Raw genomic sequence first — 21326 nt, forward strand, 5'->3', positions numbered from 1 at the left:
TGCAGCAGCATCTGAAAGACCACCACCTGCGCGGCGTGGCCGGAGGCAGTGGCAAGCGCTGCTGTGCCGCCTTCGAGGGCCGCGACGCGCTCTTCCAGCACCGCCGTGGTAGGGTTGGTGATACGGGTATAGATGTTTCCAAATGCCTGTAGTCCGAACAGTGACGCGGCATGATCGGCGTCGTTGAACACGAATGACGTGGTTTGATAGATCGGCGTCACCCGCGCGCCGGTGGTGGGATCGGGTTGCGCGCCGGCATGCACGGCGAGGGTCGAAAATCCCGGAAGACGATCGGTCATTCTTGGTGTTCCTGTTCTGCTTTCTTTGAAATCACGTGGCCGGCATGCTGATGGCCAGCGTGGCTGCCGTCAAGGCGGCGAGATGCATCACTTTTATCGGGAACGCTCGTGCTTCGCGACACCGCGTTTACAGAACAATCTTTTCGCGCTTGCGTCACACGAGGTCGTTCTTGTTTTTCGCGGCGCGGTCGGACGCTGCGGTTTCGCCACCGCCGACGCTCATCCGGTTCAACGAAAGCCGCATGCCCTGGGTCGGCACCGGCGCGCGCTTGGAACTGAGCGTTCGTGAATTGACGCCCATCCACGAAATCTCCGAGGACAGCCGGCCATACTCGATTTTCGGGCAGCGGTTCATGACGACCTTGATTCCGGCGGCTTCGGCCCTTGCTGCGGCGGCATCGTCGCGCGCGCCGAGCTGCATCCAGATCACCTTCGGCAATGGCGTCAATTTCAACGCTTCATCGACCACCGGCATGATGTGACTCGAATTCCTGAAGATGTCGATCATGTCGACGGGACGGCCGATGTCGTGCAGCGAGGCGACGAAGGGTTTGCCGAGCAGGCTCTTGCCGATGTGGCCGGGATTGACCGGGATCATGTCGTAGCCGCGTTGTGCGAGATATTTGAATGCGAAATAGCTCGGCCGCACATTAACCGGCGACGCTCCGACCATCGCTATGGATTTTACGCCATTGAGAATCGAGCGGATGTAGTTGTCGTCGTAGACGTCGTGATTCATTGCAAGATACCGCGCGAGTGTCTTTTGGGGTTTGAATGGATGGCCCTAACCGTCCCGCCATTTCGGTTCGCGCTTTTCGAGGAATGCCCCGATGCCTTCCTCGGCATCGCGCGCCATCATGTTTTCGGTCATCACCTCTGCCGCATACCGATACGCTCCTGCAAGACTCATTTCCGCCTGGCGATAGAATGCGGTCTTGCCGACCTTGATCGTGTAGGCGGATTTGAGCGCGACCTTTTGCGCGAGCGCGATCGCCTCCTTCCGCTCGGTGCCGGTGGCCACGACGCGGTTGATGAGGCCGATATCCCGGGCAGCGGTGGCCGAAATCGGCTCGCCCGTGAGCAGCATTTCCATCGCTTGCTTGCGCGGGATGTTGCGCGACAGCGCTACCATCGGCGTCGAACAGAAAAGTCCGATATCGACGCCGGGTGTGGCAAAGGTGGCATCTTCCGATGCGACGGCAAGGTCGCAGCTTGCCACCAGCTGGCAACCCGCCGCAGTAGCGACCCCGTTGACCGCGGCGACCACCGGTTTGGGCAAGTGCACGATCGCCTGCATCATGGTGCTGCAAGCCGTCATGATCTCGGCGAAATAGGCGCGGCCGCGATCCGCATCGGTGCGCCGTGCAGTCAGCTCCTTCATGTCGTGGCCGGCCGAGAAGGCGTTGCCGCTGGCCGCGATGACCACCGCCCGTACGCTTGCATCGTCCTGAAATTTCCGCAGCGCGGCATCAAGCTCGGCGATCAACCTTTCCGACAAGCTGTTGCGGGCCTCGGGCCGATTGAGCGTGAGTACCGCGACGCTGCCGATCATCTCGCGCAACAGGATCGGCGGTTGCGGTGCTCGGGCGCGCGCGGTTTGGCTCGTCATCGGCAGTTCCAATTGCAGAGCGGTCGTAAACGTATTTATGCATTCCACAGAGCGGCACAGCCTTGCCACCAGTAAATTTGCAGGCCGGGCTTCGCGGGAAGCATGAAACACCCCCAGGACGTGGACTGCAATCGGTTAGCGCTGCTTCTTTCCACCCAATGCCAGGACGGTCCTGTCCACAAAGCGCTCCATAAGGTGTGGTGCCGAGGCACCAAACATGCGGATGCGCCCGGTGTGGGCCAGAAGCAACAGTCCTGCCGCGTGCGCAAAAATGTCCGCCATAAGCAACCTTGCCTCCTCACGACCGGCCCCAAGGCTCTCGGCAGCGTCGGAGATGGGATGCAAGGCCAGTTCGAGCGCGCTGTTGAGAATCTCATCGCGTTCCTTGCCGAGCCCGTGCGGCTTCATGCCGCCGCGAAACAGATAGAAGCCGAGATCGAGGTCTCTGGGATTGTCTTCGTAATAGCGAAAGAAAGCCATGGCGGCCGCCCTAAGGCGTTCCGCCGGCGTTTTGGCCCGCGCGAGTGCGCGAGCGACTGCCTTGCCCAGGCGGGCCAGCGATTCGCGAAGAACTTCCGCGTATATCGCCTCCTTGGACGCAAAATGAAAGTAGAGTGCCGCCGGGGTGTAACCGGCCGCCATCGCGATTGCCCGCAACGAAGCGCCGTCGAGCCCTTCGGCCTCGAACACCTGCCTCGCTGCGTCCATGATCAGGCCGCGCTTTAGTTCGCTTACGGCCCTCTGTCGGCCAATTCTCTGCTCTCTCGCCATCGGTCACATACTATAACACTTGACGGTTAATTTAACATCGTTAGAATTTTTAACATTGTTAAAATGACGATGGCCAGCGAGGAGGCTCCCATGACAGTCAGGATCGAGAAGGACGGGTCGGTTTGGACCATCATCCACGACCGGCCCGAAGCCCGTAATGCAATGGATCCCAAAAGCGCGGATGCGTTGACCGCCGCCTTCCTCGAGTTCGATGCGGACAACGAGGCCTCGGTTGCTGTGTTCTACGGCGCAGGTAGTGCCTTCTGTGCCGGCTGGGACCTCAAATATGTCAGCTCGCTCAATGCCGCCTATCCGCTTGGGGAGCTTGATATCGCGACGGCCGGGCCGCGTGGCAACGGCGGAGAGATTCCGCGCGGCCCGCTTGGACCATCTCGCCTGGAACTGGACAAACCGGTCATTGCGGCGATCGAAGGTCCCGCCGTCGCCGGCGGCATGGAGTTGGGCTTGTGGTGCGATTTTCGGGTAATGGCGGAAGGATCTTATTTCGGCGTGTATTGCCGCAGGTGGGGCGTGCCGTTGATCGATGGAGGAACGGTCCGGCTGCCGCGCATCGTGGGGCAGGGGCGTGCACTCGAGATTATTCTCACGGGAAGGAAAGTGCCGGCCGAGGAATGCCTGTCGATCGGTTTGTGCGAGTACTTGACCCCGAAGGGTGGCGCGCGTGCCAAGGCCGAGGAACTCGCACGCGAGATAGCGCGATTTCCGCAAGTTTGCGTCCGCGCCGACCGGCGGTCAGCTATCAGGAGCCACGGCCTTACGGTCCGCGATGGGTTGATCCAGGAATGGTACAACGGGCGCGAAGCCGTGATCAAAGACGGTGTGGCGGGGGCGAGCCGTTTCCGCGAGGGTCTCGGCAGGCACGGCGATTTCAAGAGGATTCTTTAGCAGTTCCAGTTCTTGTGACTGCCGGACGTCTGCCCGGCAATCACGTTCAATCGTCAACGATAAGTCATGGCAACAGCGAGAATGACTGCGGCTGATCTGGATGCTTTCCTGCGCGTCGAGCTTCCGCACGTATTTAATGACGATCTCGCGATAGAGCACGCTGACGGCCGGACATGTCGGGTCCGGCAGCGTTTTCGACAGAGCATGCTTCGTCCGGGCGGCACGATCTCGGGACCCACGCTGATGACGCTCGCCGATCTCGCGATGTACGTGGTGCTATTGTCTGCGATCGGTCCTGTTGGTCTGGCGGTGACGACAAATCTCAACATCAACTTTCTGCGCAAGGGAGCGCCCGGAAAGGATGTGCTTGCGGCGGCCAGACTGCTGAAGCTCGGCAAGCGGCTGGCGGTGGGCGAAGTCAATCTCTTGTCCGGCAATTCGCCCGATCCCATTGCCCATGTGACCGCCACATATTCCATTCCAAACACTTAGCCTTTTCACCGGTAATATAGAACCATATTTATAAACTATTGTTTTTGCAAAGTTAATCATCTGCCGATGGCATTGACGCGCAAGCTCGACCTGATTAGAAACCCGCAGTCTGGCGCCGACCTGCGCCTTTCCTCCTTGTTACGGATTCCCCCTCATGAAAACCTATTCGGCAAAGCCGGCCGAGGTGACGAAGAAGTGGGTGCTGATCGACGCCAAAGGCGTGGTGGTCGGCCGGCTTGCTTCACTGGTCGCGATGCGTCTTCGCGGCAAACACCTTCCGACCTACACGCCGCATGTCGATTGCGGCGACAATGTCATCATCATCAATGCCGCGCAGGCGGTGCTGACCGGTCGCAAGCGCGACAACAAGATCTACTACAAGCACACCGGTTTCATCGGCGGCATCAAGGAACGCACTGCAAGGTCGATCCTCGAGGGTCGCTTCCCCGAGCGCGTGGTCGAAAAGGCCATCGAGCGCATGATCCCGCGTGGGCCGCTGGGCCGCGTGCAGCTCGGCAATTTGCGCGTTTACCCCGGGCCGGACCATCCGCACGAGGCCCAGAATCCTGAAACCCTGGACGTAGCTTCGATGAATCGCAAGAACATGAGGGCCGCATAAGATGTCCGACACCATGCAGTCGCTCGATCAGTTGTCGCAGCTCAAGCCGGCCGCTCCGGAAGCGCCGAAATACGTCAAGAAGGTCGACAAATACGGCCGCGCCTATGCCACCGGCAAGCGCAAGGACGCGGTTGCCCGTGTCTGGATCAAGCCGGGCGCCGGGAAAGTGACCGTCAACACCCGGGAGATCGAAGTCTATTTCGCGCGTCCGGTGTTGCGGATGATGATTCAGCAGCCACTGATCGCCGCCGCCCGCGCCGGCCAATATGACGTGATCTGCACCGTGACCGGTGGGGGTCTGTCTGGCCAGGCAGGCGCCGTGCGTCATGGCATTTCGAAGGCGCTGACCTATTTCGAGCCGGATCTCCGCAACGTCCTGAAAAAGGGCGGCTTCCTGACGCGTGACTCCCGCGTGGTCGAGCGCAAGAAGTACGGTCGCGCCAAGGCGCGCAGGTCGTTCCAGTTCTCGAAGCGCTAATTGCTTCGTTAGAATTTGCCGCGATCGCGGCATATCGTGGAAAGGAAAAGTGCCCCTTTCGCGGGCGCTTTTTCTTTGCGCATTTTAACGATGAGTTGACGCAGTTTTTCCCGAAAACTTGCAACCGAAAGCAAACGGATTGCCAACGCGGTGATCCTAGCGTGCAGGTGGCGACGGTGTCTGCCTTGACTTCAGCCGCGCCTGCGAATTCACAACCGCCCGGTGACATTATGTCGCTCGATACTTCAACGCTCTATCTCGTCGCCACCATGATCGCGGCATTGCTCGGATTCATGCTGCTGTTCTTCAGCTATCAAGAAAACATCTCGGCACTGAAATGGTGGGGAACCGCCTACCTGCTCGGCGCCGCATCGGTAGCGCTGTGGACGGTGGCGGGTTCGATGCTCGGCGAGATGCTTTCGTTGGCGCTTAACGCCGTCGGCTTCCTGACCTGCGGCATGGTGTGGAATGCATCGCGGCTGTTTCACGGCCGAAAACTCAATCTGCCCGGGCTGGTTCTGGGCGCCCTGGCGTGGGTCGCCGCCGCAATCACGTTGCCGGCCGAGCCTTCCGCCATGCGCTTGACGCTCGGAGCCGCCATCGTCGCCATCTACGCGGCGCTGACAGCGAATGAGCTCTGGAACGAGCGCCGCAGGACACTGCAAAGGCGCTGGCCCGCGGTGGCAGTTCCGGTGCTGCACGGCTTCGTGTTGATGCTGCCGATTCTGCTCGGTGATCTCCTGCATCCGCACGATCGAACGTTTGCCGGCAGCATCTGGGTCACGGTCTTTGCGATCGAACTCGTACTTTATACCGTCGGCACGGTGTTCCTGATCTTCATGCTGGTGTCGGAACGCGCGGTCGCCGTGCACAAGAACGCCGCATCTGTCGATCCGCTGACCGGAATGCTCAATCGTCGCGGTTTCTCGGAAGCCTGCGCACGGGTCATCGAGCGTGAATCCAGTGCGGGGCGCCCGGTCACCGCTTTGATCTTCGACATCGATCACTTCAAATCGATCAACGATCGTTTCGGTCATCCCGCGGGCGACGAGATACTCAAACTCTTCTCCGCCGTCGTCATCAACAGCCTGCGCATCAGCGACCTCTCGGGCCGGATCGGCGGCGAGGAATTCGCCGCGCTATTGCCGTGTCCGCTGGACGAGGGGGTGATCGTGGCCGAGCGAGTGCGCGAGGCGTTCGAGGCTTCGGGAATCGTGTGCGATGAAGGTCCGGTCGACACCACCGTCAGTATCGGCGTGGCGGGCGGGCCGGCAGGCACCGAGCTCGAGGTGTTGCTGGCGGCGGCCGACACGGCGCTCTATCAGGCCAAGCGCTGCGGCCGCAATCGCGTGGAAGCTGCCGAAGAGCTGCCGCTGTCGCTGGAAAACTGGCGACGGAAGACAGCCGGATCGGCGCGTGCGCCGCAACCCCTGCAGGGCGTGGCGCGCCTCGCCTAGCAGAGCGAACGCGATCGTAACCCGCCGTTTACCATTCGATCGATATCATCACAAAATGGAGTCGATCCGCAGACGCAATCCTCAGGCCGACCTGATCTCGCTCGAAGTAGCGGAGGCTTCGGCGCGCGGCGGTTTTGCCTGCGTGTTTTCGAACTCGCAGGAATACGAATCCGCGTTGATCGACCAGCGTCGCGCGCAGGGCCGTTATGGTCAGCCGCTGAGCCCTTGGCCTCTCATCATGTTCCTTGGCAGCGTGTTCATGGTCGCAGGCATCGTTTTGCTGATGAACTGATGAGATGACCATAGCCGACTTAAAAAGGCGCCGCGCGGCGCCTTTTTCTTTTGGGCCGGCTGCGATAAACACAGCTATTCAAATGCAAAGAGGCCGAACCGACATGATCACCGAAATCGCGCAAATCGACGTCAAGCCCGGCACCGAGAAGGATTTTGAGGCCGCGGTGGCCAAGGCGCGCCCGCTGTTCCTGCGCGCCAGGGGCGGCAGAGGGATCGAACTGCACAAGTCCATCGAGAAGCCGTCGCGCTACCGGCTGCTCGCGAAATGGGACACGCTGGAAAACCACACCGTCGATTTCAGGGGCTCGCAGGATTTCCAGGCCTGGCGTGCGCTGGTTGGGCAGTATTTCGCTGCGCCGCCCGAGGTTGAGCATACCACGACGGTTTTGACCTCGGACTGAATGACGGCGGGCGCACAGCATCAGGCCGCTACGCTGCTGGCCGCAGCGTCGTCCGCTTTGAAGTGATCGATCAGGACTTTCACGATTGCGATCAGCGGCAGGGCAAGCGTGATGCCCCAGATACCGAACACGACCCCGAGCAGGATCTGAAAGGCGAACAAGGTGGCGGGCGGAATTTCCAGCGCCTGACGCTGGACCATGGGCGTGAGGACGTAGCTTTCCATTGCGTGAATGCAGAGGAAGAGCACCAGCGCGCTTGCCGCGGCCACCCATCCGGAAGCGAGACTCGCAAGCACGACAATCAGTCCCGCAATGAGAGCACCGACCGTCGGAATGAAGGCGAGCAGGCCCGCCTGGACGCCCAATATGAAGGAGCTCTCGACGCCGATAATCGTGAGTCCGATCCAGGTCACGACGAACACCGCGGCCATGGTGATCATCTGCGCGATCAGCCAGCGCTCCAGCGTCTCGCCGATCCGGTCGATGATGACGGCTGCGCGGGCGCGATGTCGCGCCGGCGCCATGTACAGCAATCCGTTGCGGTAGACGCTTGGCTGTGCGGCGAAGGCGAGCCCAAGAAACAGCACGATGAAGAAATTTCCAACCGCGCTCACGGTGCCGAGCAGCAATTTGAAGGTCTGGCTGACGATCGCACCGCCGCTTGAGGCCAGCGTGCCCGCACTCGGAAGGTTACGCCGTGTTGCGGAGGCGGGAGTTTCCGAGGCACCTGGGGCCGCGGGCAGGCCCGCCTGATTTGCGAGATCGAAATAACTGGTGTCGATTCCGTTCCGGTCGAGGAAGGCTTTGACATTCACCAGCTGCGTTTTGATGGTCCCGCTCAGCGCCGTCGCCTGTTCGGCGATGGTGGCACCGCCGAGGAAGATCACGCCCGCCAAACCGCCCGCGAGCGCCAGACAGACGATCGTCAACCGCAGCGAATGCGGCAGCTTCACGACGCGACCGAGAATATTGGTCATGGCGTTGAGCGCAACGCCCAGCAAAACGCCGGCGAAGATCAGAAACAGTGTCGCGGCGAAATACCATGTGAACAACAGAAGGGCTGCAAACGCCACGACACCGATGCCGCCGACGGATATGGCCCAGGCCAGATCGTTGCGGGCGCGAACAGGGCTGTCGGCCGAAACTGCCACGTCAATCCCTCGACAATGTCGAATCACACTCTTCCGCCAAACCTGTCCGGGATCAAGCCGAGAAGCCCGGCGCCCCGAGGCTGACCTTCGCCTCCCGTCGCGGCAGGCATTCCCGCGAGCGGCAAATCCGCTCCACCAACCGGTCCGGCTTACCGCAGATCTGCGTGGCGGAAGCGTCGTCCATGGCATATTGATCCGTGCTCGGGTGCGATGCATGATCGGCCCGCAATTTGCGAGACAGGATCGGAAGCGAGGAAATGAGGAGGCCGGTGGTCGGTGTGATAGGAAGCGCCTATCGCATAGAAAACAGATTTCAAACGCAGATGGTCGGAGAGCGAAACCTCCGTGCGCTGGCCGAAGTGACGGGCGCGCTGCCACTGATGTTTGCGGCATCACCTGATATCACCGATGTCGGTGCCTTGCTGGATACCGTCGACGGCATCTTGCTGACAGGGGCGCGTGCCAACGTTCATCCGAAGCATTTTCGCGCCGAGGCCGGCCCAAAGCACGAACCCTACGATCTGCACCGCGACGAACTGGCGCTGATCTTGTCCGAGGTCTGCGTCGCCCGCGGCGTACCGCTGTTTGGCATCTGCCGCGGCTTGCAGGAGATGAACGTTGCTTTCGGCGGCTCGCTGCATCCTGAAATCCGCGAACTGCCGGGGCGCATGAATCACCGGATGCCCCGGCTTGAGAACGGCGAGATCCATCCCGACCCCAAGGTCGTCTTCGCCGATCGGCACGAGGTTCGCCTCATTCCCGACGGAGCCTTTGCGAAGCTGCTTGGTTGCGAGATGATCCGCGTCAATTCGCTGCACGGCCAGGGCATCCTCGAGCCGGGCGAGCGCGTCGTCGTCGAAGGAATAGCGGAGGATGGCACGATCGAAGCGATCCGCATCGCCGATGCGCCGGGCTTTGCGCTCGGCGTGCAATGGCATGCGGAATATGATCCGCAGCGCAACCCCGTCAACCGCACGCTGTTCGAGGCTTTTGGTGAAGCGCTTCGCACGCACATGAGCGCGCCGTAGGTTCGCGTTTCGTACACGAACACTCTCTCCTTGCGTCATTCCGGGATGCGCCGCAAGGCGCAGGCCCGGAATCCATTTGTCCGTTTGTTCTGTGGCGAGATGGATTCCGGGCTCGCTCGTTTCACTCGCGCCCCGGAATGACGATGAATAGCCCTCCTGGCTCAGCCGTCCTCACGCAGCCTTGCTGACCTTCACGCCGCCACCTTCCAGCAGCATGACCTTGTTCAGAAGCTTGACCAGGGCATAGACCGAGGAGATCGCCGGCGCAGGCGTGTTGGTCAGCTTGGCCATTTCCAGGATCGATCCGATCAGCGCCTCGGTTTCGAGTGAGCGGCCGGCCTCGACGTCCTGCAGCATCGAGGTCTTGTGGGCGCCGACGGCCTCCGCACCGGCGATCCGCTTTTCGATGCTGACGCGGAACGTGACGCCCAGCCTCTGCGCGATGTCCTGCGCTTCCTTCATCATCGCTGCCGCGAGTTCACGCGTCTCGGCAAACTGGCAGATATCCACCAGCGTCGCATGGGTCAGCGCCGAGATCGGATTGAACGACAGGTTGCCCCAAGCCTTCAGCCAGATTTCGGACCGGATATCGGGCAGAACCATCGACCTCAAACCGGCCTTGACGAACACGTCGTGCAATTCCTTGACGCGCGCCGTCTCCTTGCCGTCGAGTTCGCCGATCGGGAAACGATCGCCTTCCACGTGATGGATAACGCCCGGCGCAATCGCAGCCGCGGCGGGATAGACCACGCAGCCGATGATGCGATTGGGGTCGATGTGCTTGGTGAGCACGCCGGAGGGATCGAGGCTTTGCAGCCGCTGGTTGTCGTACTGGCCGCCAAGTTTCTGGAAGTACCACCACGGCAGGCCATTCTGCACGGTCAGCACAATGGTGTCGGGGCCGAGCAGTGAATCGATGTCGCGGACGACCTGATCGAGGAAATGCGCCTTGACGGCGAGCACGACGATATCCTGCTTGCCGGCTTCGGTGGCCTTGTTGACGGCCTTCACTTTGGCATTGAAGACCTTGCCGTCGTGCCACTCGAGTTTGAGCCCGTTCTTCTGGATCGCAGCGAGGTGCGCGCCCTGGTCGATCACAGTGACGTCCTCGCCCGCAAGCGCAAACTTGGCCGCCAGCAATCCGCCGATGGCGCCGGCGCCGACGACGCAGATCTTCTTCTGCTTCGGTGGCGCGCCCAACAGATACGGGCTCGGCAGCACCTGGTCGAAGATATTGCCGAGACTGCCGACGCCGTCGATCACGATATCGACGACGTTGTGGGCCTCGCCCATGGTACCGGCGCCGAGCGAGGTGCCGCAGGCGATGATGTCGCCCGGCATCAGGGTGACGTCCCTGGAAATGGCGGCGACAAGCCTGTGCGGCGGGAAGAACATGTCGGCGACGGGATAGTTCTGCCGCTCCTTGCCGTTCAGGATGGTCTTGACCGAGAGCGTCATCGGGTCGAGGCCGGTCGCGATGACGGGACCGAACACGCCGAATGTGTCAAAACTCTTCGAGCGGGCCCATTGTTCGAACGACTTGTCCTTGCGCAGGAGGTCGACGGCGGTGACGTCGTTCACGCAGGTGTAGCCGAAGATGTAATCGCCGGCCTCGGCTTCGGAAATGTTGAAGCACTTTTTGCCGATCACAACGCCAAGTTCGCCTTCATAGATGATTTTTCCGGAGTAGGTGGCCGGCCGCTGGATCGGCCGGTTCGCCGGCCAATAGGAATTCGGTGCTTTGAGGAACCAGAGCGGCTCTTTCGGCTCCTTGAAATCGTTCTTGGCCGCGAGCTGGTGGAAATTGTTCCACAGGCAGACCATTTTTTGGGGATCGCAGGGTGTGCGAACCTCAACGTCGGAGAGTTTCAGCGTCTCGCCGGTCGGTTTCGCATCCGCGAACATATCGCCCGTGTGAACCGCAATGGTGTCGCCTTCCAGCGTTCCAAAGATGGTCTTTCCGCCGTGCTCGAACCGAATCCACTTTGTCATTATTTTCCTCCCGCTGGCGTCAGGCGGTTCCTTTCCGATTGGGCCCGCCGTTTTGTCGCATTCTAGACACAAGCGCCATCCCGGCAATCGTGCAGTGCGTCATGGCAGATGCGCGCGCCCATATTTGACCCAAATCAAGCGTCGGCGATCTCGCGGCCCTGACGGGTCCGAGCTTTTAAGTCGTTTACCCCCGAATTAGAGGGCGCAGGGAAAGCCGGATGCCGATAGACACCCGCAGCCTCGTGCGCAAAAACAAAAAGCACACGAGCAAAGTCACCACAGGTTCAACCGGATCAATCCGGCTTTCCCCGCGCGAATGGTTTTAACGGCTTACTTCGCGCTCTTCCCGGAGACCGGGCTTGGTTGCCTCCGTCGCAGGCCACGATGCAAAAGCATCGTTGCCAACTTGGCGTCAGCGTCGGGACGCCAGAACCACACGACTTCGCCGTCCGCGATCGAGGCGCGTTCGTCCGTCGCGCCCTCGCGTCCATCGCATCCCGCACCCAACGTTCGTGACGATCGCGAAGCGCCCCTCTTGAGAGGCGCGGGACGGGCCGAACGTGAAGTGTTTCGGGAGCTTCCGGCAAGCGTGGTCGCCTGCGGCAGATTGGCACGACGGGCAAATCAGTTCGCGTGCTCGGCAATCGGTAAGATGTCAAGGGGGTCGTCATTCCGGACGCGGCGCAGCCGCGATCCGGAATCCATTGTACCGCGCTAAAATGAGGAGAAATGGATTCCGGGTCTGCGCCTGACGGCGCATCCCGGAATGACGACGGTTACCTGCGTCACGGGCGGGATAGGGCAGCTCAACCTAGCCTTCCGCGACCAAAGTGATAATGGCACGCGGCGGGCGAGGTCCGCTAACATGGGCGCCGCAACAGAATAAGAGCCGTCCGCGGGAGAGAGTTGATGCTGGGCAGGAACTGGTCGAGGCGCGAGGCGCTCGCCGCAGCCGCGGGCTCGGTTGCGGGGGCGGTGTTTGCCGAACCGACGAGAGCCGCCGCGCCGCCGCCGGCGACCGTGACGCCGGCATTGATCGAGGCCGCGCGGAAGGAAGGCAAGATTTCGTATTACGCGGCCATCGAGCTCGGCGTAGCCGAACGTCTCGGCAAAATGTTCGAAGCCAAATATCCCGGCATCGCGGTTCGGGTGGAGCGTTCCGGCGCGGAGCGGATTTTCCAGCGCATTGCCCAGGAGCAGGGCAGTGGAATCCACGCCGTTGACGTCGCCAACAGCACCGACACCGCACACTATCTCGACTGGAAAAAGAACGGCTGGCTCGCGCCCTATCTTCCCGAGGAGGTCGCAAAGCATTTTCCCGCCGATCAGTTCGATCCGGAAGGGCTCTATGCGACTTCATGTGCCTGGTTAGAGACCATCGGTTACAACACCAACCTGGTCAAACGCGAAGATGCCCCGAAAAGCTACGCCGACCTGCTCGACCCGAAATGGCAAGGCAAAATCGTCAAGGGCCATCCGAGCTACAGCGGCGCCATCTTGACCACCACTTTCGTGCTCGCGCGCGAGCTGGGCTGGTCATATTTTGAAAAACTGGCCCTGCAGAAAGTGATGCAGGTGCAATCGGCGGGTGATCCGCCAAGAAAGATCATGTTAGGGGAACGCGCCGTCATGGCCGACGGCAACGACTACAGCCTCGTTCTGTTCAAGGACCAGGGCAAGCCCGTGGAAGTCGTCTACCCCTTGGAAGGCTCGCCCCTCATCATTGTCCAAAGCGGGATATTCCAGAACGCGCCCAATCCGAATGCGGCGCGGCTGTTTCAAAACTTTTTCTTTAGCCGCGAAGCCCAGCAGATGCTGGTCGACGAATTCGCCCATCGCTCATTTCACGCCCTCGTCAAGCCGAGAGCCGGACTGACGCCGATGTCGGAGGTGAAAATGCTCAAATCCGATCCGGCGGCGGTGCAGGCGCAGAGCGAAGAGATCAAGGCGCGATATTCCAAGCTCTTCAGGGTTTAGGGCGCGATAGCGTCGCCTCCAAGGCTTGAGTGCGGTTGACTCAACGGATGCCCCGAACGCGCTGGTTTTTCCGGGCGGAGCGCTTCAGCTGCCATATTGCGACACCGGTCACAGATAGCCCGACGACCCATAATCCGAGCAAAAACACCAGCAGGCGGTAGGGGAGAGAATCCGCCACATCGCCAAAGTGCAGAGCCCATATCCAGCTACTGATCGTGTTTCCCGTGTGCTCTCCGGTCGGAAAGAATCTCCATCGCAGTTCGCCGCTGTCGCCGTCGAACCAGATGCTGGTGTCCGAACTCCGTCCTCGTACGTCGAGCCCGGAGGCTGCTCCGTAGGAGTACATGCCAAGCGACGGGACATATCCCAGCGAATTGGGGCGCCCCACAGCGAAACCTCGGAGCGCTGCTTGCTCGGACATGATCCTCGCACCGACCCTCTCCGCTTCGCTCCATCCCATGCGTGGGTTTTGGTTAGGGTGCAGTGACCCTGAGGCAATCACTTTCCATGATGGCTGATAATCGAACAAACTGCCGGTCACGACATCGTAGCTGGAGGTGAGATTCATCATCACGCCGGACCACGCGAAGACGACCAACAGCGGCCACGACCACAGCGAGCCGGCGCGATGCAGATCGAAATTCAGGCGGAAGGAATTATCTGACCTCTTGACTCGCCACGACCGGAACCGCCGTCGCCAGAATCCAACGAGAGTAAGCGGCAGCGTGAGGTAAAGGGCAAGGAAGCAGTCGGCCGTCCAAACCAGCGAGGTCACGCCGAGAATCAAAACGCCTGTCGACCCTGCGGCGAGATCCCTGTGCAGGCCATAGATAAAGGGGATGAGATTGATCAGTCCCTGTGACAGGTCACCTTCGCGTCGTCTGCCCAGTTCCGCGCCTGTAAACGGATCGAGAAAAAGCTGATCGAAATCTATCTGCTGAGAAAGTCCTGACGCATGAGAGCGCGGCCTCATTCGCGCTATCGCAGTATCAGGACGCAGGATGATGTAAGCGAGCCGCGCTTCCGGCATCAAGGTATCGGCACGTTGTGCCAGCGCCGCAAGATCAAGCGGGCTATCTCCCGGCCGGCTAGACGCAAAGAGCTGCGGGCTGATCGCTCTCTCCAGCTCGGCGTCGTAGGCGATGATACTTCCCGTCAGGCCGAGCAGGATCAGGAAAGGAACCAGCGCAAGCCCGACGTAACGATGGATCGGCAAGAGGATCCGCCGCATGGCGGCCGCCCGGCCTCGTTTGGTCAAACGAGGGGTCATAACTCCACCTTCATCGTACCGATGACGGTTCGCAGCGGCCCGTAGACACCGTTGATCCAGCTAAATGGCTCAACCGGCGACGGGATGGAATTGGTGAGCTGCACTTCATTGAGGTAAACGCGATTGAAAATATTGGTGGCGTTCACCTGAAAGGTCCATTTTTTTCCGGCGGCCGTGAACTGGTACGCGGCCATCAGATCGAAGACCGTGTGGTCCGGAAGCATCTGGCCTGTAAAGGAGCCGACCGGGGTAAAAGGCGCCGGTCCGGCAACGGTCGTTCCGCCGCCGATCTTCCATCCACGCAGCTCCGCGACCTGAAATTCATAGGTCGTCCAGAGATGAAACAAATCGATGGGCACCGCTCCGAGCCGCGAGCCGACCGGCGCGAGATCGTTCGGCCCCGAGTCGGTCACGCGGGCATCGGTGTGCGCGTAGTTCGCGATCACCTTCCAACCTGGGCTTATTTCTCCCTGCATATCGAATTCGAAGCCGGTGCTTCGGGCCTCGCCGATAACCGATACGAACGGGGAATTGGTTAGGGTCGCGGTGGGTATATTGGTCTTCGTGAGATCGAAATAGGCCGCACTCGCAGTCAACTTCCCGCCGAAGAACGCAAACTTGACCCCGGTCTCCCACTGCTTGCCTGAGCTCGGCGGCACGCCCTGTCCGTCGGCTACGAGAAAGCCCGGCTTGCCCGGGCCGAAACTTGTTGTGTACGAAGAATACAGGCTCAGCCAATCCTGCGGTTGCCACAGAATTCCAGCACGCGGGGTCCATGCGGTTGCCTCTACTCCCGAACTGGCAGTTAATCCGAAGGCGGGAAAACTCGCGTCGGTTTGCTGATTGAGATACTGCCAGCGAATGCCGCCCAACAAATAGAAGTCTGCGGGAAGCTTGAGCTGATCCTGAGTATAAACGCCAACGGTCTGCGTCACCTGCGCACTCGTGCCGAGCAGCGTCGGTGGGGCCGTGAATGGCGAACTGAGAGTTGTCGGATTAAAGAGATCAACGAACGAGCAGTTTGCGTCGATATTGCATGCCTGGTTGATGATACCGTTACTCGTAAAGCGGCCGTAATCGGTGCCAAGCAAAAAGGTATGGGCGATTCCCAAGGTTTCGAAATGACCGGTCAGATCGGTCGTCACGTTGTAGTTCCGAACCGTGTTGATCACGTTATTGATGCCGACAGCGACGCCCATGCCGCTGGGTGTCGGTGCGCCGGAGACAATCGAGCCGCCTCCCAGCTCGAACGGGAGCAGGCCGGTACTGTTGACATCGATGTTACTGAAAACGAACCTCTGCTTGACCGACCAGTCGTTGTCGAACCTGTGCATCCAGCTCAGCGCGGCGAAATAGGTCGTCTCCTGCGCAGGCGAAAAGCCGCCGTTGTAATTGACGCTCGGATTGGTGCTGATGAGAACACCGTTGAGTGTCGGCAGGAATCCGTAATTCTGGCCGAAAAAGGGTGATAGATAGTTGAATTCGGCCTTGATCTGGTTGTCGGCATCGATGTTCCACAACAGCACAGGAGCAATGAAAAAGTTGCGGGTCTTGACGTTGTCGACCTGCGAACCGGCGCTGTCGTAAGACGTATCGAGCCGGTAGAGCAGATGGCCGTCCTGTGAGGCCGGGCCGGTCGCGTTGATCGTGGTGCGCTCCAACCCGAAAGAGCCGACCTGCTGTTGCAGCGAATAAGCCGGCGTGCTTTGCGGCTGCTTAGTTACGATGTTCAGGATTCCGCCGGGCTCGACAGCTCCATAAAGGATGGCGGCCGGTCCCTTCAAAACCTCCACTTTGTCGATATTGGCGAATGGCTGGAGATACAGGTTGCTGTCGCCGCCGTAACTGTCGAGACGGGTGCCGTCCCGGAAAATCGTGCCAGTCGGAAAGCCCCTGATGAAAACCGCGGCGTACGGTTGACCGTTGTCCGATGAGAGACCACCGCCGGTGACGACTCCGCTCACGTTCTTGACGGCCTGATCGATACTATTGACCTGCTGATCCCTGAGCACCTGCTGCGGCACGACCTGGACGCTGGCCGGCGTGACAAGAATGGGCGTGTCTGTTTTGGTGCCGATGCCACTATCTGAAACAGAATAGGCCGTTGGATCCTTTCCGGCGCTGCCAGAGCCAGGCGTTGGCTGCGGTGGGCTCGACTGTGGGGCCGCGGCATTCCGGCGCTTGGCGCGGCCTGCGGTTCTGCTTGCAGGTTCGGGTTTGGTCGCAGCGCGGGCCGGGGTGGGCGGCTCCACTATGACCGGTGGAAGAGGTTGATCTGCGCTTTGAGCACTGGCCATTCTGACCGGCGCTACCAGCGCCAGCCCAACGGCAGCAGCGCTCACGCCGCAAAGGGCATGAACACGTGACATTTTCTAGAATCTTTCCTGGCGGCAATGCTTTCGCGCCGGCCGCAAATGCAAATCAACGACGCGGCGTCACCGCGTCAGCGAGCTCAAGGCTTTGCTCAGGAAGAAAATGGCGGGGCGCGCGCCTGTGCGTTGGAACCGCCGCGGAAGACTGAGAGGTCCGGCGTTTGATCTTGCCAGACGACGCGCGATGGCTGGCGATAGGGGGCCGCAAGAGTTACTGAGGCTCGCGCATCGGTCGACGTGTTGGCGATGCCTGCAAGGCAACAGATCGAACAGCCACTGTGTCCACCATATTGGCCGCCCTGATCGCCGGATTGATCTGCGCCGAAACCGTTGGCGTGACAGATTGCGGCGACGCTCAGCGGATCGGAGGCAGCGACGGCAGCTGCCCAGGACGCACTAATCGGTGCAAGGATTTGCACCAGCAACGCGATAAGGAAGACCGGCAGATATTTTCGCAGCCGCGCCCGCATCTCGATTGCCCTTGAGCAGCGAGCAATTAATCACGACGTCAACTACGAGTCGAGCGTTGCAATGGGGTCAGATGATGTTCGTGGTCATGCGCTCACGCTCGCGGTTTTTGATACTGCGCGAGACATTGGGCACATCCCGCGTCGTTGAGCGGTGATAGCAAGGCTCCGTCGTTGACGACGGGGGTTGGGCGATCCTGCTTAAGGCTCCGTCCGGTTCTGGGGAAACCTTTTCGCGACGTCTCCACGCGCGCTTGGCGTGATGATCATGGCCGCGCGCCATATCACTGACCTTGCCGCTGGCGGCGCGGGCACGGTTTGGGGGAATTGTGCGATGGCATTGGCGCGGCGCGTGCTGTTGGCGAGTTGTTCGGTTGCGGCGATGTTGGCGGCAGGCCGACCTGCACAGGCGCAAACCACCAGCTTCACCATCACCGATTTCACGAGCCTCAATAACGCCATCGCCAGTATTGACGTCGGTGGTGCCAATGCCGCGGCCCACACCAATTACACCTTCAACTTTGCGGCCAACAGCACCGTCGGCCTGGCCAGCGCGCTTGCGGCGATCAATCTGGCGAGCGGCTCAAGCCTCACCATCAACGGTAACACCAGCACGATCGACGGCAACGGATCGCAGCGCGGTCTGTTGGTTTTCAGCGGCAACGTCGCCATCAACAATCTCGCCATCACCAACGCCCAGGCCCAGGGCGGCAGCGGCGGCAATGGCGGCAGTTTCGGTGGCGGCGGTGGTGCTGGGCTCGGCGGTGCGCTCTTTGTCGCAAGCGGCGCGCAAGTCAGCGTGAGCAATGTCTCGCTCACCGGCAATAACGCGCTGGGTGGCAATGGCGGCAATGCGGGCGTCTCCGGTGCGACCGGCAGCGGCGGCGGTGGCGGCCTTGGCGGCAATGGTGGCAGTGGCGGTGGCAGCCCAGGCGGCGGCGGGGGTGGCGGCGTCGGTGTTGGGAGCAATGGCGGCAATGGCGGCAACGTTGGCAGCGCCGGCATTGTCAATGGCGCCGCCAGCGGCGGCAACGGCAATGGTGGCGGGGCGGCTGGTGGCCTCAACGGTGGAGGTGGTGGCGGCGGTGGAGGTAGTGGCGGCGTCGGCGGCGGCGGTGGCGTCAGCGGCGGCTCTGGTATCAGCAACAATAGCGGCGGCAGTGATGGCGGATTCGGCGGCGGCGGCGGCGCTGCCGCGGCCAACGGCACAAGCGGTGCCGGCAGCGGCTCCAATGGTGGCTTTGGCGGTGGCGGCAGTGGTGGCGGTGGCGCGGGAGGCATTAGTCATGGCGGCACCGGTGGCCTCGGCGGATTCGGCGGGGGCGGCGGCGCTGGCGCCGGTCTAGTCATGGGAGGTCTGGGTGGTTTCGGTGGCGGCACTGGCGGTGGCGCCTTGACCTTCTTCGGCGGCGGCGGGGGCGGCCTTGGCGCGGGTGGCGCCATCTTCGTGCAACAGGGCGGCACGCTCACGCTCGCCGGCGCTTTGTCGGTGAATGGCAATAGCGTCACCGGCGGAAACGGGGGAACGGGCGGCGCCAGCGGCACGGCCGGCACGGCTAGCTCGGCGTTCGGCGCGGGCATTTTCATTCAAGGCAACAACACGATCACTTTCGCGCCGGGCGCCGGCATCACCCAAACCATCAACGACGTGATCGCTGATCAGAATGGCTCCCGGCCGGCGGGTGGAGGAAGTGGCGGGATTGCCGTGACGGGTGGCGGCAGGCTCGTGCTGGCTGGCGCCAATACCTATGCCGGCTCAACGACCGTCAATGGCGGCACGCTGGAAGTGGATGGCTCGATCGCGTCCTCAACGGTCACCGTCAATGCCGGCGGCACGTTGTCGGGTATCGGTATTGTCGATCCGGCCGTTACCACGATCATCGGCACGCTCGCGCCGGGTAATGCGGCAAACCCGACCGGCACGATGACGATCACCGGCAACCTCGCGTTCCAGAGTGCTGTGGCGACGTATCTGATCGGCATCAACGGCGCAAACGCGGCCCAGACGGTCGTCACCGGCGGTTCGGCGACGCTCAACGGCGCCAGCGTGAGCATCGCGAGCGGCAGCGTCATTTCGCCCGGCACCAAATATACCATCCTGACCGCGAGCGGCGGCGTGATCGGTACGTTCAATCCGCACGTGGCATCCGGGATCTTCGCCGGTTCGCTCAGCTACGATCCGAACGACGTCTTTCTCACCTTCTTGGCGCTTCCGACGGCTTCGGGATTGAACGTCAATCAGCAGAACGTGGCCGCGGGCTTGAGCACCTTCTTCAGCAATGGCGGTGGGCTGCCGCTCGCTTTCTTTAACTTGCTGAGCCAAGGCGGTGCGAGCCTTGCCAATAGCCTGACGCAAGTCTCGGGCGAGACCGCGACAGGCTCGCAGCAGACCACGTTCAATGCGATGGGACAGTTCATGGGGCTGATGAGCGATCCTTTCATCAACCGTGGCGGCGGAGGTAACCCGCCATTGTCATCGGGTTACGCCGAGGAAGACGGTCAAGCGAGCGCCTACGCTGCGACCAAAAAGACCGATGCGTTCGCGATGTTCACCAAGGCGTCCCCCTCCCAACCCTCCCCCGCAAGCGGGGGAGGGCTAGGGTGGGGGCAGCGCTGGAGCGTCTGGGCCGCGGGCTTTGGCGGCTCGCAATCAACCGGCGGCAATGCGGTGCTCGGATCGAACAACACCACCAGCAACATTGCTGCAACCGCGGTTGGCGCCGATTACCTGATTTCGCCGACGACTATCGCAGGCTTTGCGCTCGCCGGCGGCGGCACGAGTTTCTCGGTGGCCAATGGCGGCACGGGCCGCTCCGATCTGTTCCAGACGGGCGCTTATGTTCGTCACAACCAGGGTCCGGCCTATGTCTCGGCTGCGCTCGCCTATGGCTGGCAGGACATCACCACCAACCGCACCGTCACCGTCGCGGGCTTCGATAAACTTCGCGCCGATTTCAATGCCAATGCGTGGTCGGGAAGGTTGGAGGGCGGTTATCGCCTGGTCTCGCCGGCCATTGGCGGCATCGGCATCACGCCCTACGCGGCGGCGCAGTTCGTGACTTTCGATCTGCCGGCCTATGCCGAGCAGGCGATTATCGGTACCAATAATTTTGCGCTGACCTATAACGCGAAAGACGTCACTGATGTGCGAACCGAATTTGGTATCCGCACCGACCGGTCATTTGCGGTTGACGAGGGCATTCTGACGTTACGTGGCCGTTTGGCCTGGGCGCATGACTACGATGGCGACCGCAACATCGCCGCGACGTTCCAGTCGTTGCCGGGCGCAAGCTTCGTCGTCAACGGCGCCGCCCAAGCCGCCGATTCCACGCTAACCACGGCCTCCATCGAGATGAAATGGAAGAACGGATGGTCGGCGGCGGCAACCTTCGAGGGTGAGTTCTCGGCTGTCACCAATTCTTACGCCGGCAAGGGCGTCATCCGGTATGTGTGGTGAGCGAAGCCGACGGTTGCCAAAACGGGCGCCGGTTTGATGCGCCCTTTGTTGTTTTTGTGACCCTGGCTACGACGCAACCCCATTTGTCATCGCGGGGGCGGTTCTTGTCCAGATTCTCCGGATCGAACTCGTTCTTCACGCCATCGAGGCCAGCCATCAACATCGCGGCGAAGCCGGGACAGGGATTATTGGCCAGCGGATCGGGGAAACGCACCTCGACGCGCTTGGCCAGCCGCAAATGCCGTAGCCAGATCCGCCGAGCTTATGCGCTTGTCGTGCGACGCAT

General features: G+C 61.3%; 20 protein-coding genes and 2 pseudogenes. 10 read left to right on the forward strand and 12 right to left on the reverse strand.

The window, feature by feature from the left end:
- The 4 genes from VNX23_RS15350 to VNX23_RS15365 all read right to left on the reverse strand — a co-directional run.
- Nucleotides 1-299: PLP-dependent transferase (locus VNX23_RS15350; RefSeq protein ID WP_325631362.1), on the reverse strand; the 299-nt coding region annotated here is incomplete at its 3' end.
- Between the two features lie 154 nt (nt 300-453).
- Nucleotides 454-1038, reverse strand: a complete 585-nt coding sequence (locus VNX23_RS15355) for a CoA-binding protein (RefSeq protein ID WP_325631364.1) — start codon at nt 1036-1038, stop codon at nt 454-456.
- 45 nt (nt 1039-1083) lie between these two features.
- Nucleotides 1084-1908, reverse strand: a complete 825-nt coding sequence (locus VNX23_RS15360) for an enoyl-CoA hydratase (protein WP_325631366.1) — start codon at nt 1906-1908, stop codon at nt 1084-1086.
- A gap of 135 nt (nt 1909-2043) precedes the next feature.
- Nucleotides 2044-2616 carry a helix-turn-helix domain-containing protein gene (locus VNX23_RS15365; RefSeq protein WP_325631368.1) on the reverse strand — a complete coding sequence of 191 codons (573 nt, stop codon included), beginning with the start codon at nt 2614-2616 and terminating at the stop codon, nt 2044-2046.
- Between the two features lie 153 nt (nt 2617-2769).
- On the opposite strand from VNX23_RS15365, the gene VNX23_RS15370 reads away from it, so the two are divergent.
- The 7 genes from VNX23_RS15370 (at nt 2770) to VNX23_RS15400 (ending at nt 7326) form a co-directional block, all read left to right on the forward strand.
- Nucleotides 2770-3585: a crotonase/enoyl-CoA hydratase family protein gene (locus tag VNX23_RS15370; RefSeq protein ID WP_325631369.1), complete on the forward strand. Its 816-nt coding sequence runs from the start codon at nt 2770-2772 to the stop codon at nt 3583-3585.
- Between the two features lie 66 nt (nt 3586-3651).
- Nucleotides 3652-4077, forward strand: coding sequence for a PaaI family thioesterase (locus VNX23_RS15375; protein ID WP_325631371.1), 426 nt, complete (start codon nt 3652-3654; stop codon nt 4075-4077).
- 154 nt (nt 4078-4231) lie between these two features.
- Nucleotides 4232-4696 carry a 50S ribosomal protein L13 gene (rplM, locus tag VNX23_RS15380; RefSeq protein ID WP_325631373.1) on the forward strand — a complete coding sequence of 155 codons (465 nt, stop codon included), beginning with the start codon at nt 4232-4234 and terminating at the stop codon, nt 4694-4696.
- Between the two features lies 1 nt (nt 4697).
- Entirely contained in the window at nt 4698-5174 is a 477-nt protein-coding gene (gene rpsI, locus VNX23_RS15385; protein WP_325631374.1) for a 30S ribosomal protein S9, read from the forward strand.
- Nucleotides 5175-5401: 227 nt separating this feature from the next.
- On the forward strand, nt 5402-6631 hold the full coding sequence (locus VNX23_RS15390) for a GGDEF domain-containing protein (RefSeq protein WP_325631402.1): 1230 nt from the start codon (nt 5402-5404) through the stop codon (nt 6629-6631).
- Nucleotides 6632-6686: 55 nt separating this feature from the next.
- Nucleotides 6687-6923, forward strand: coding sequence for a hypothetical protein (locus VNX23_RS15395; protein ID WP_325631376.1), 237 nt, complete (start codon nt 6687-6689; stop codon nt 6921-6923).
- 103 nt (nt 6924-7026) lie between these two features.
- Nucleotides 7027-7326, forward strand: coding sequence for an antibiotic biosynthesis monooxygenase family protein (locus VNX23_RS15400; protein WP_325631378.1), 300 nt, complete (start codon nt 7027-7029; stop codon nt 7324-7326).
- 20 nt (nt 7327-7346) lie between these two features.
- On the opposite strand, the gene VNX23_RS15405 is transcribed toward VNX23_RS15400, so the two are convergent.
- Together VNX23_RS15405 and VNX23_RS15410 are read right to left on the reverse strand one after the other, a co-directional pair.
- Nucleotides 7347-8477 (reverse strand): AI-2E family transporter, encoded by a 1131-nt coding sequence (locus VNX23_RS15405; RefSeq protein WP_325631380.1) that lies wholly within the window; start codon nt 8475-8477, stop codon nt 7347-7349.
- 52 nt (nt 8478-8529) lie between these two features.
- Nucleotides 8530-8661: a hypothetical protein gene (locus tag VNX23_RS15410; protein ID WP_325631382.1), complete on the reverse strand. Its 132-nt coding sequence runs from the start codon at nt 8659-8661 to the stop codon at nt 8530-8532.
- 73 nt (nt 8662-8734) lie between these two features.
- Between VNX23_RS15410 and VNX23_RS15415 the strand changes: the two genes are divergently transcribed.
- Nucleotides 8735-9505 carry a gamma-glutamyl-gamma-aminobutyrate hydrolase family protein gene (locus VNX23_RS15415; RefSeq protein ID WP_325631384.1) on the forward strand — a complete coding sequence of 257 codons (771 nt, stop codon included), beginning with the start codon at nt 8735-8737 and terminating at the stop codon, nt 9503-9505.
- 171 nt (nt 9506-9676) lie between these two features.
- On the opposite strand, the gene VNX23_RS15420 is transcribed toward VNX23_RS15415, so the two are convergent.
- Nucleotides 9677-10705 carry a 2-dehydropantoate 2-reductase gene (locus VNX23_RS15420; RefSeq protein ID WP_325631404.1) on the reverse strand — a complete coding sequence of 343 codons (1029 nt, stop codon included), beginning with the start codon at nt 10703-10705 and terminating at the stop codon, nt 9677-9679.
- Between the two features lie 21 nt (nt 10706-10726).
- Nucleotides 10727-11497 (reverse strand): annotated as a pseudogene (locus tag VNX23_RS15425) (fumarylacetoacetate hydrolase family protein); the annotation flags it as partial.
- Nucleotides 11498-12406: 909 nt separating this feature from the next.
- On the opposite strand from VNX23_RS15425, the gene VNX23_RS15430 reads away from it, so the two are divergent.
- Nucleotides 12407-13474 carry an extracellular solute-binding protein gene (locus VNX23_RS15430; RefSeq protein WP_325631386.1) on the forward strand — a complete coding sequence of 356 codons (1068 nt, stop codon included), beginning with the start codon at nt 12407-12409 and terminating at the stop codon, nt 13472-13474.
- 40 nt (nt 13475-13514) lie between these two features.
- Here VNX23_RS15430 and VNX23_RS15435 read toward each other — a convergent pair whose 3' ends face one another.
- The 3 genes from VNX23_RS15435 to VNX23_RS15445 all read right to left on the reverse strand — a co-directional run bounded on the left by VNX23_RS15435 (nt 13515) and on the right by VNX23_RS15445 (nt 17586).
- Nucleotides 13515-14705: a PepSY-associated TM helix domain-containing protein gene (locus VNX23_RS15435; RefSeq protein WP_325631387.1), complete on the reverse strand. Its 1191-nt coding sequence runs from the start codon at nt 14703-14705 to the stop codon at nt 13515-13517.
- 35 nt (nt 14706-14740) lie between these two features.
- Nucleotides 14741-17086: a TonB-dependent siderophore receptor gene (locus VNX23_RS15440; RefSeq protein WP_325631389.1), complete on the reverse strand. Its 2346-nt coding sequence runs from the start codon at nt 17084-17086 to the stop codon at nt 14741-14743.
- Nucleotides 17087-17208: 122 nt separating this feature from the next.
- Nucleotides 17209-17586, reverse strand: a complete 378-nt coding sequence (locus VNX23_RS15445; RefSeq protein WP_325631390.1) for a DUF2946 family protein — start codon at nt 17584-17586, stop codon at nt 17209-17211.
- Nucleotides 17587-17851: 265 nt separating this feature from the next.
- Between VNX23_RS15445 and VNX23_RS15450 the strand changes: the two genes are divergently transcribed.
- Nucleotides 17852-21040, forward strand: a complete 3189-nt coding sequence (locus VNX23_RS15450; RefSeq protein WP_325631392.1) for an autotransporter domain-containing protein — start codon at nt 17852-17854, stop codon at nt 21038-21040.
- Nucleotides 21041-21158: 118 nt separating this feature from the next.
- Here the strand turns inward: VNX23_RS15450 and VNX23_RS15455 are convergent.
- Nucleotides 21159-21269: pseudogene (locus tag VNX23_RS15455) on the reverse strand (hypothetical protein); the annotation flags it as partial.
- Nucleotides 21270-21326: the final 57 nt, after the last annotated feature.

This window comes from Bradyrhizobium sp. (assembly GCF_035570375.1).
GTDB lineage: Bacteria > Pseudomonadota > Alphaproteobacteria > Rhizobiales > Xanthobacteraceae > Bradyrhizobium.

What these genes read in the sequence shown, in the direction of transcription:
- VNX23_RS15365 (WP_325631368.1), bottom strand. Translation starts at nt 2,616, where the DNA reads ATGGACGCAGCGAGGCAGGTGTTCGAGGCCGAAGGGCTCGACGGCGCT.
- VNX23_RS15410 (WP_325631382.1), bottom strand. Translation starts at nt 8,661, where the DNA reads ATGGACGACGCTTCCGCCACGCAGATCTGCGGTAAGCCGGACCGGTTG.
- VNX23_RS15435 (WP_325631387.1), bottom strand. Translation starts at nt 14,705, where the DNA reads ATGCGGCGGATCCTCTTGCCGATCCATCGTTACGTCGGGCTTGCGCTG.
- VNX23_RS15400 (WP_325631378.1), top strand. Translation starts at nt 7,027, where the DNA reads ATGATCACCGAAATCGCGCAAATCGACGTCAAGCCCGGCACCGAGAAG.
- VNX23_RS15445 (WP_325631390.1), bottom strand. Translation starts at nt 17,586, where the DNA reads ATGCGGGCGCGGCTGCGAAAATATCTGCCGGTCTTCCTTATCGCGTTG.
- rpsI (WP_325631374.1), top strand. Translation starts at nt 4,698, where the DNA reads ATGTCCGACACCATGCAGTCGCTCGATCAGTTGTCGCAGCTCAAGCCG.
- VNX23_RS15415 (WP_325631384.1), top strand. Translation starts at nt 8,735, where the DNA reads ATGAGGAGGCCGGTGGTCGGTGTGATAGGAAGCGCCTATCGCATAGAA.
- VNX23_RS15375 (WP_325631371.1), top strand. Translation starts at nt 3,652, where the DNA reads ATGGCAACAGCGAGAATGACTGCGGCTGATCTGGATGCTTTCCTGCGC.
- VNX23_RS15450 (WP_325631392.1), top strand. Translation starts at nt 17,852, where the DNA reads ATGGCCGCGCGCCATATCACTGACCTTGCCGCTGGCGGCGCGGGCACG.
- VNX23_RS15355 (WP_325631364.1), bottom strand. Translation starts at nt 1,038, where the DNA reads ATGAATCACGACGTCTACGACGACAACTACATCCGCTCGATTCTCAAT.
- VNX23_RS15370 (WP_325631369.1), top strand. Translation starts at nt 2,770, where the DNA reads ATGACAGTCAGGATCGAGAAGGACGGGTCGGTTTGGACCATCATCCAC.
- rplM (WP_325631373.1), top strand. Translation starts at nt 4,232, where the DNA reads ATGAAAACCTATTCGGCAAAGCCGGCCGAGGTGACGAAGAAGTGGGTG.
- VNX23_RS15395 (WP_325631376.1), top strand. Translation starts at nt 6,687, where the DNA reads ATGGAGTCGATCCGCAGACGCAATCCTCAGGCCGACCTGATCTCGCTC.
- VNX23_RS15360 (WP_325631366.1), bottom strand. Translation starts at nt 1,908, where the DNA reads ATGACGAGCCAAACCGCGCGCGCCCGAGCACCGCAACCGCCGATCCTG.
- VNX23_RS15430 (WP_325631386.1), top strand. Translation starts at nt 12,407, where the DNA reads ATGCTGGGCAGGAACTGGTCGAGGCGCGAGGCGCTCGCCGCAGCCGCG.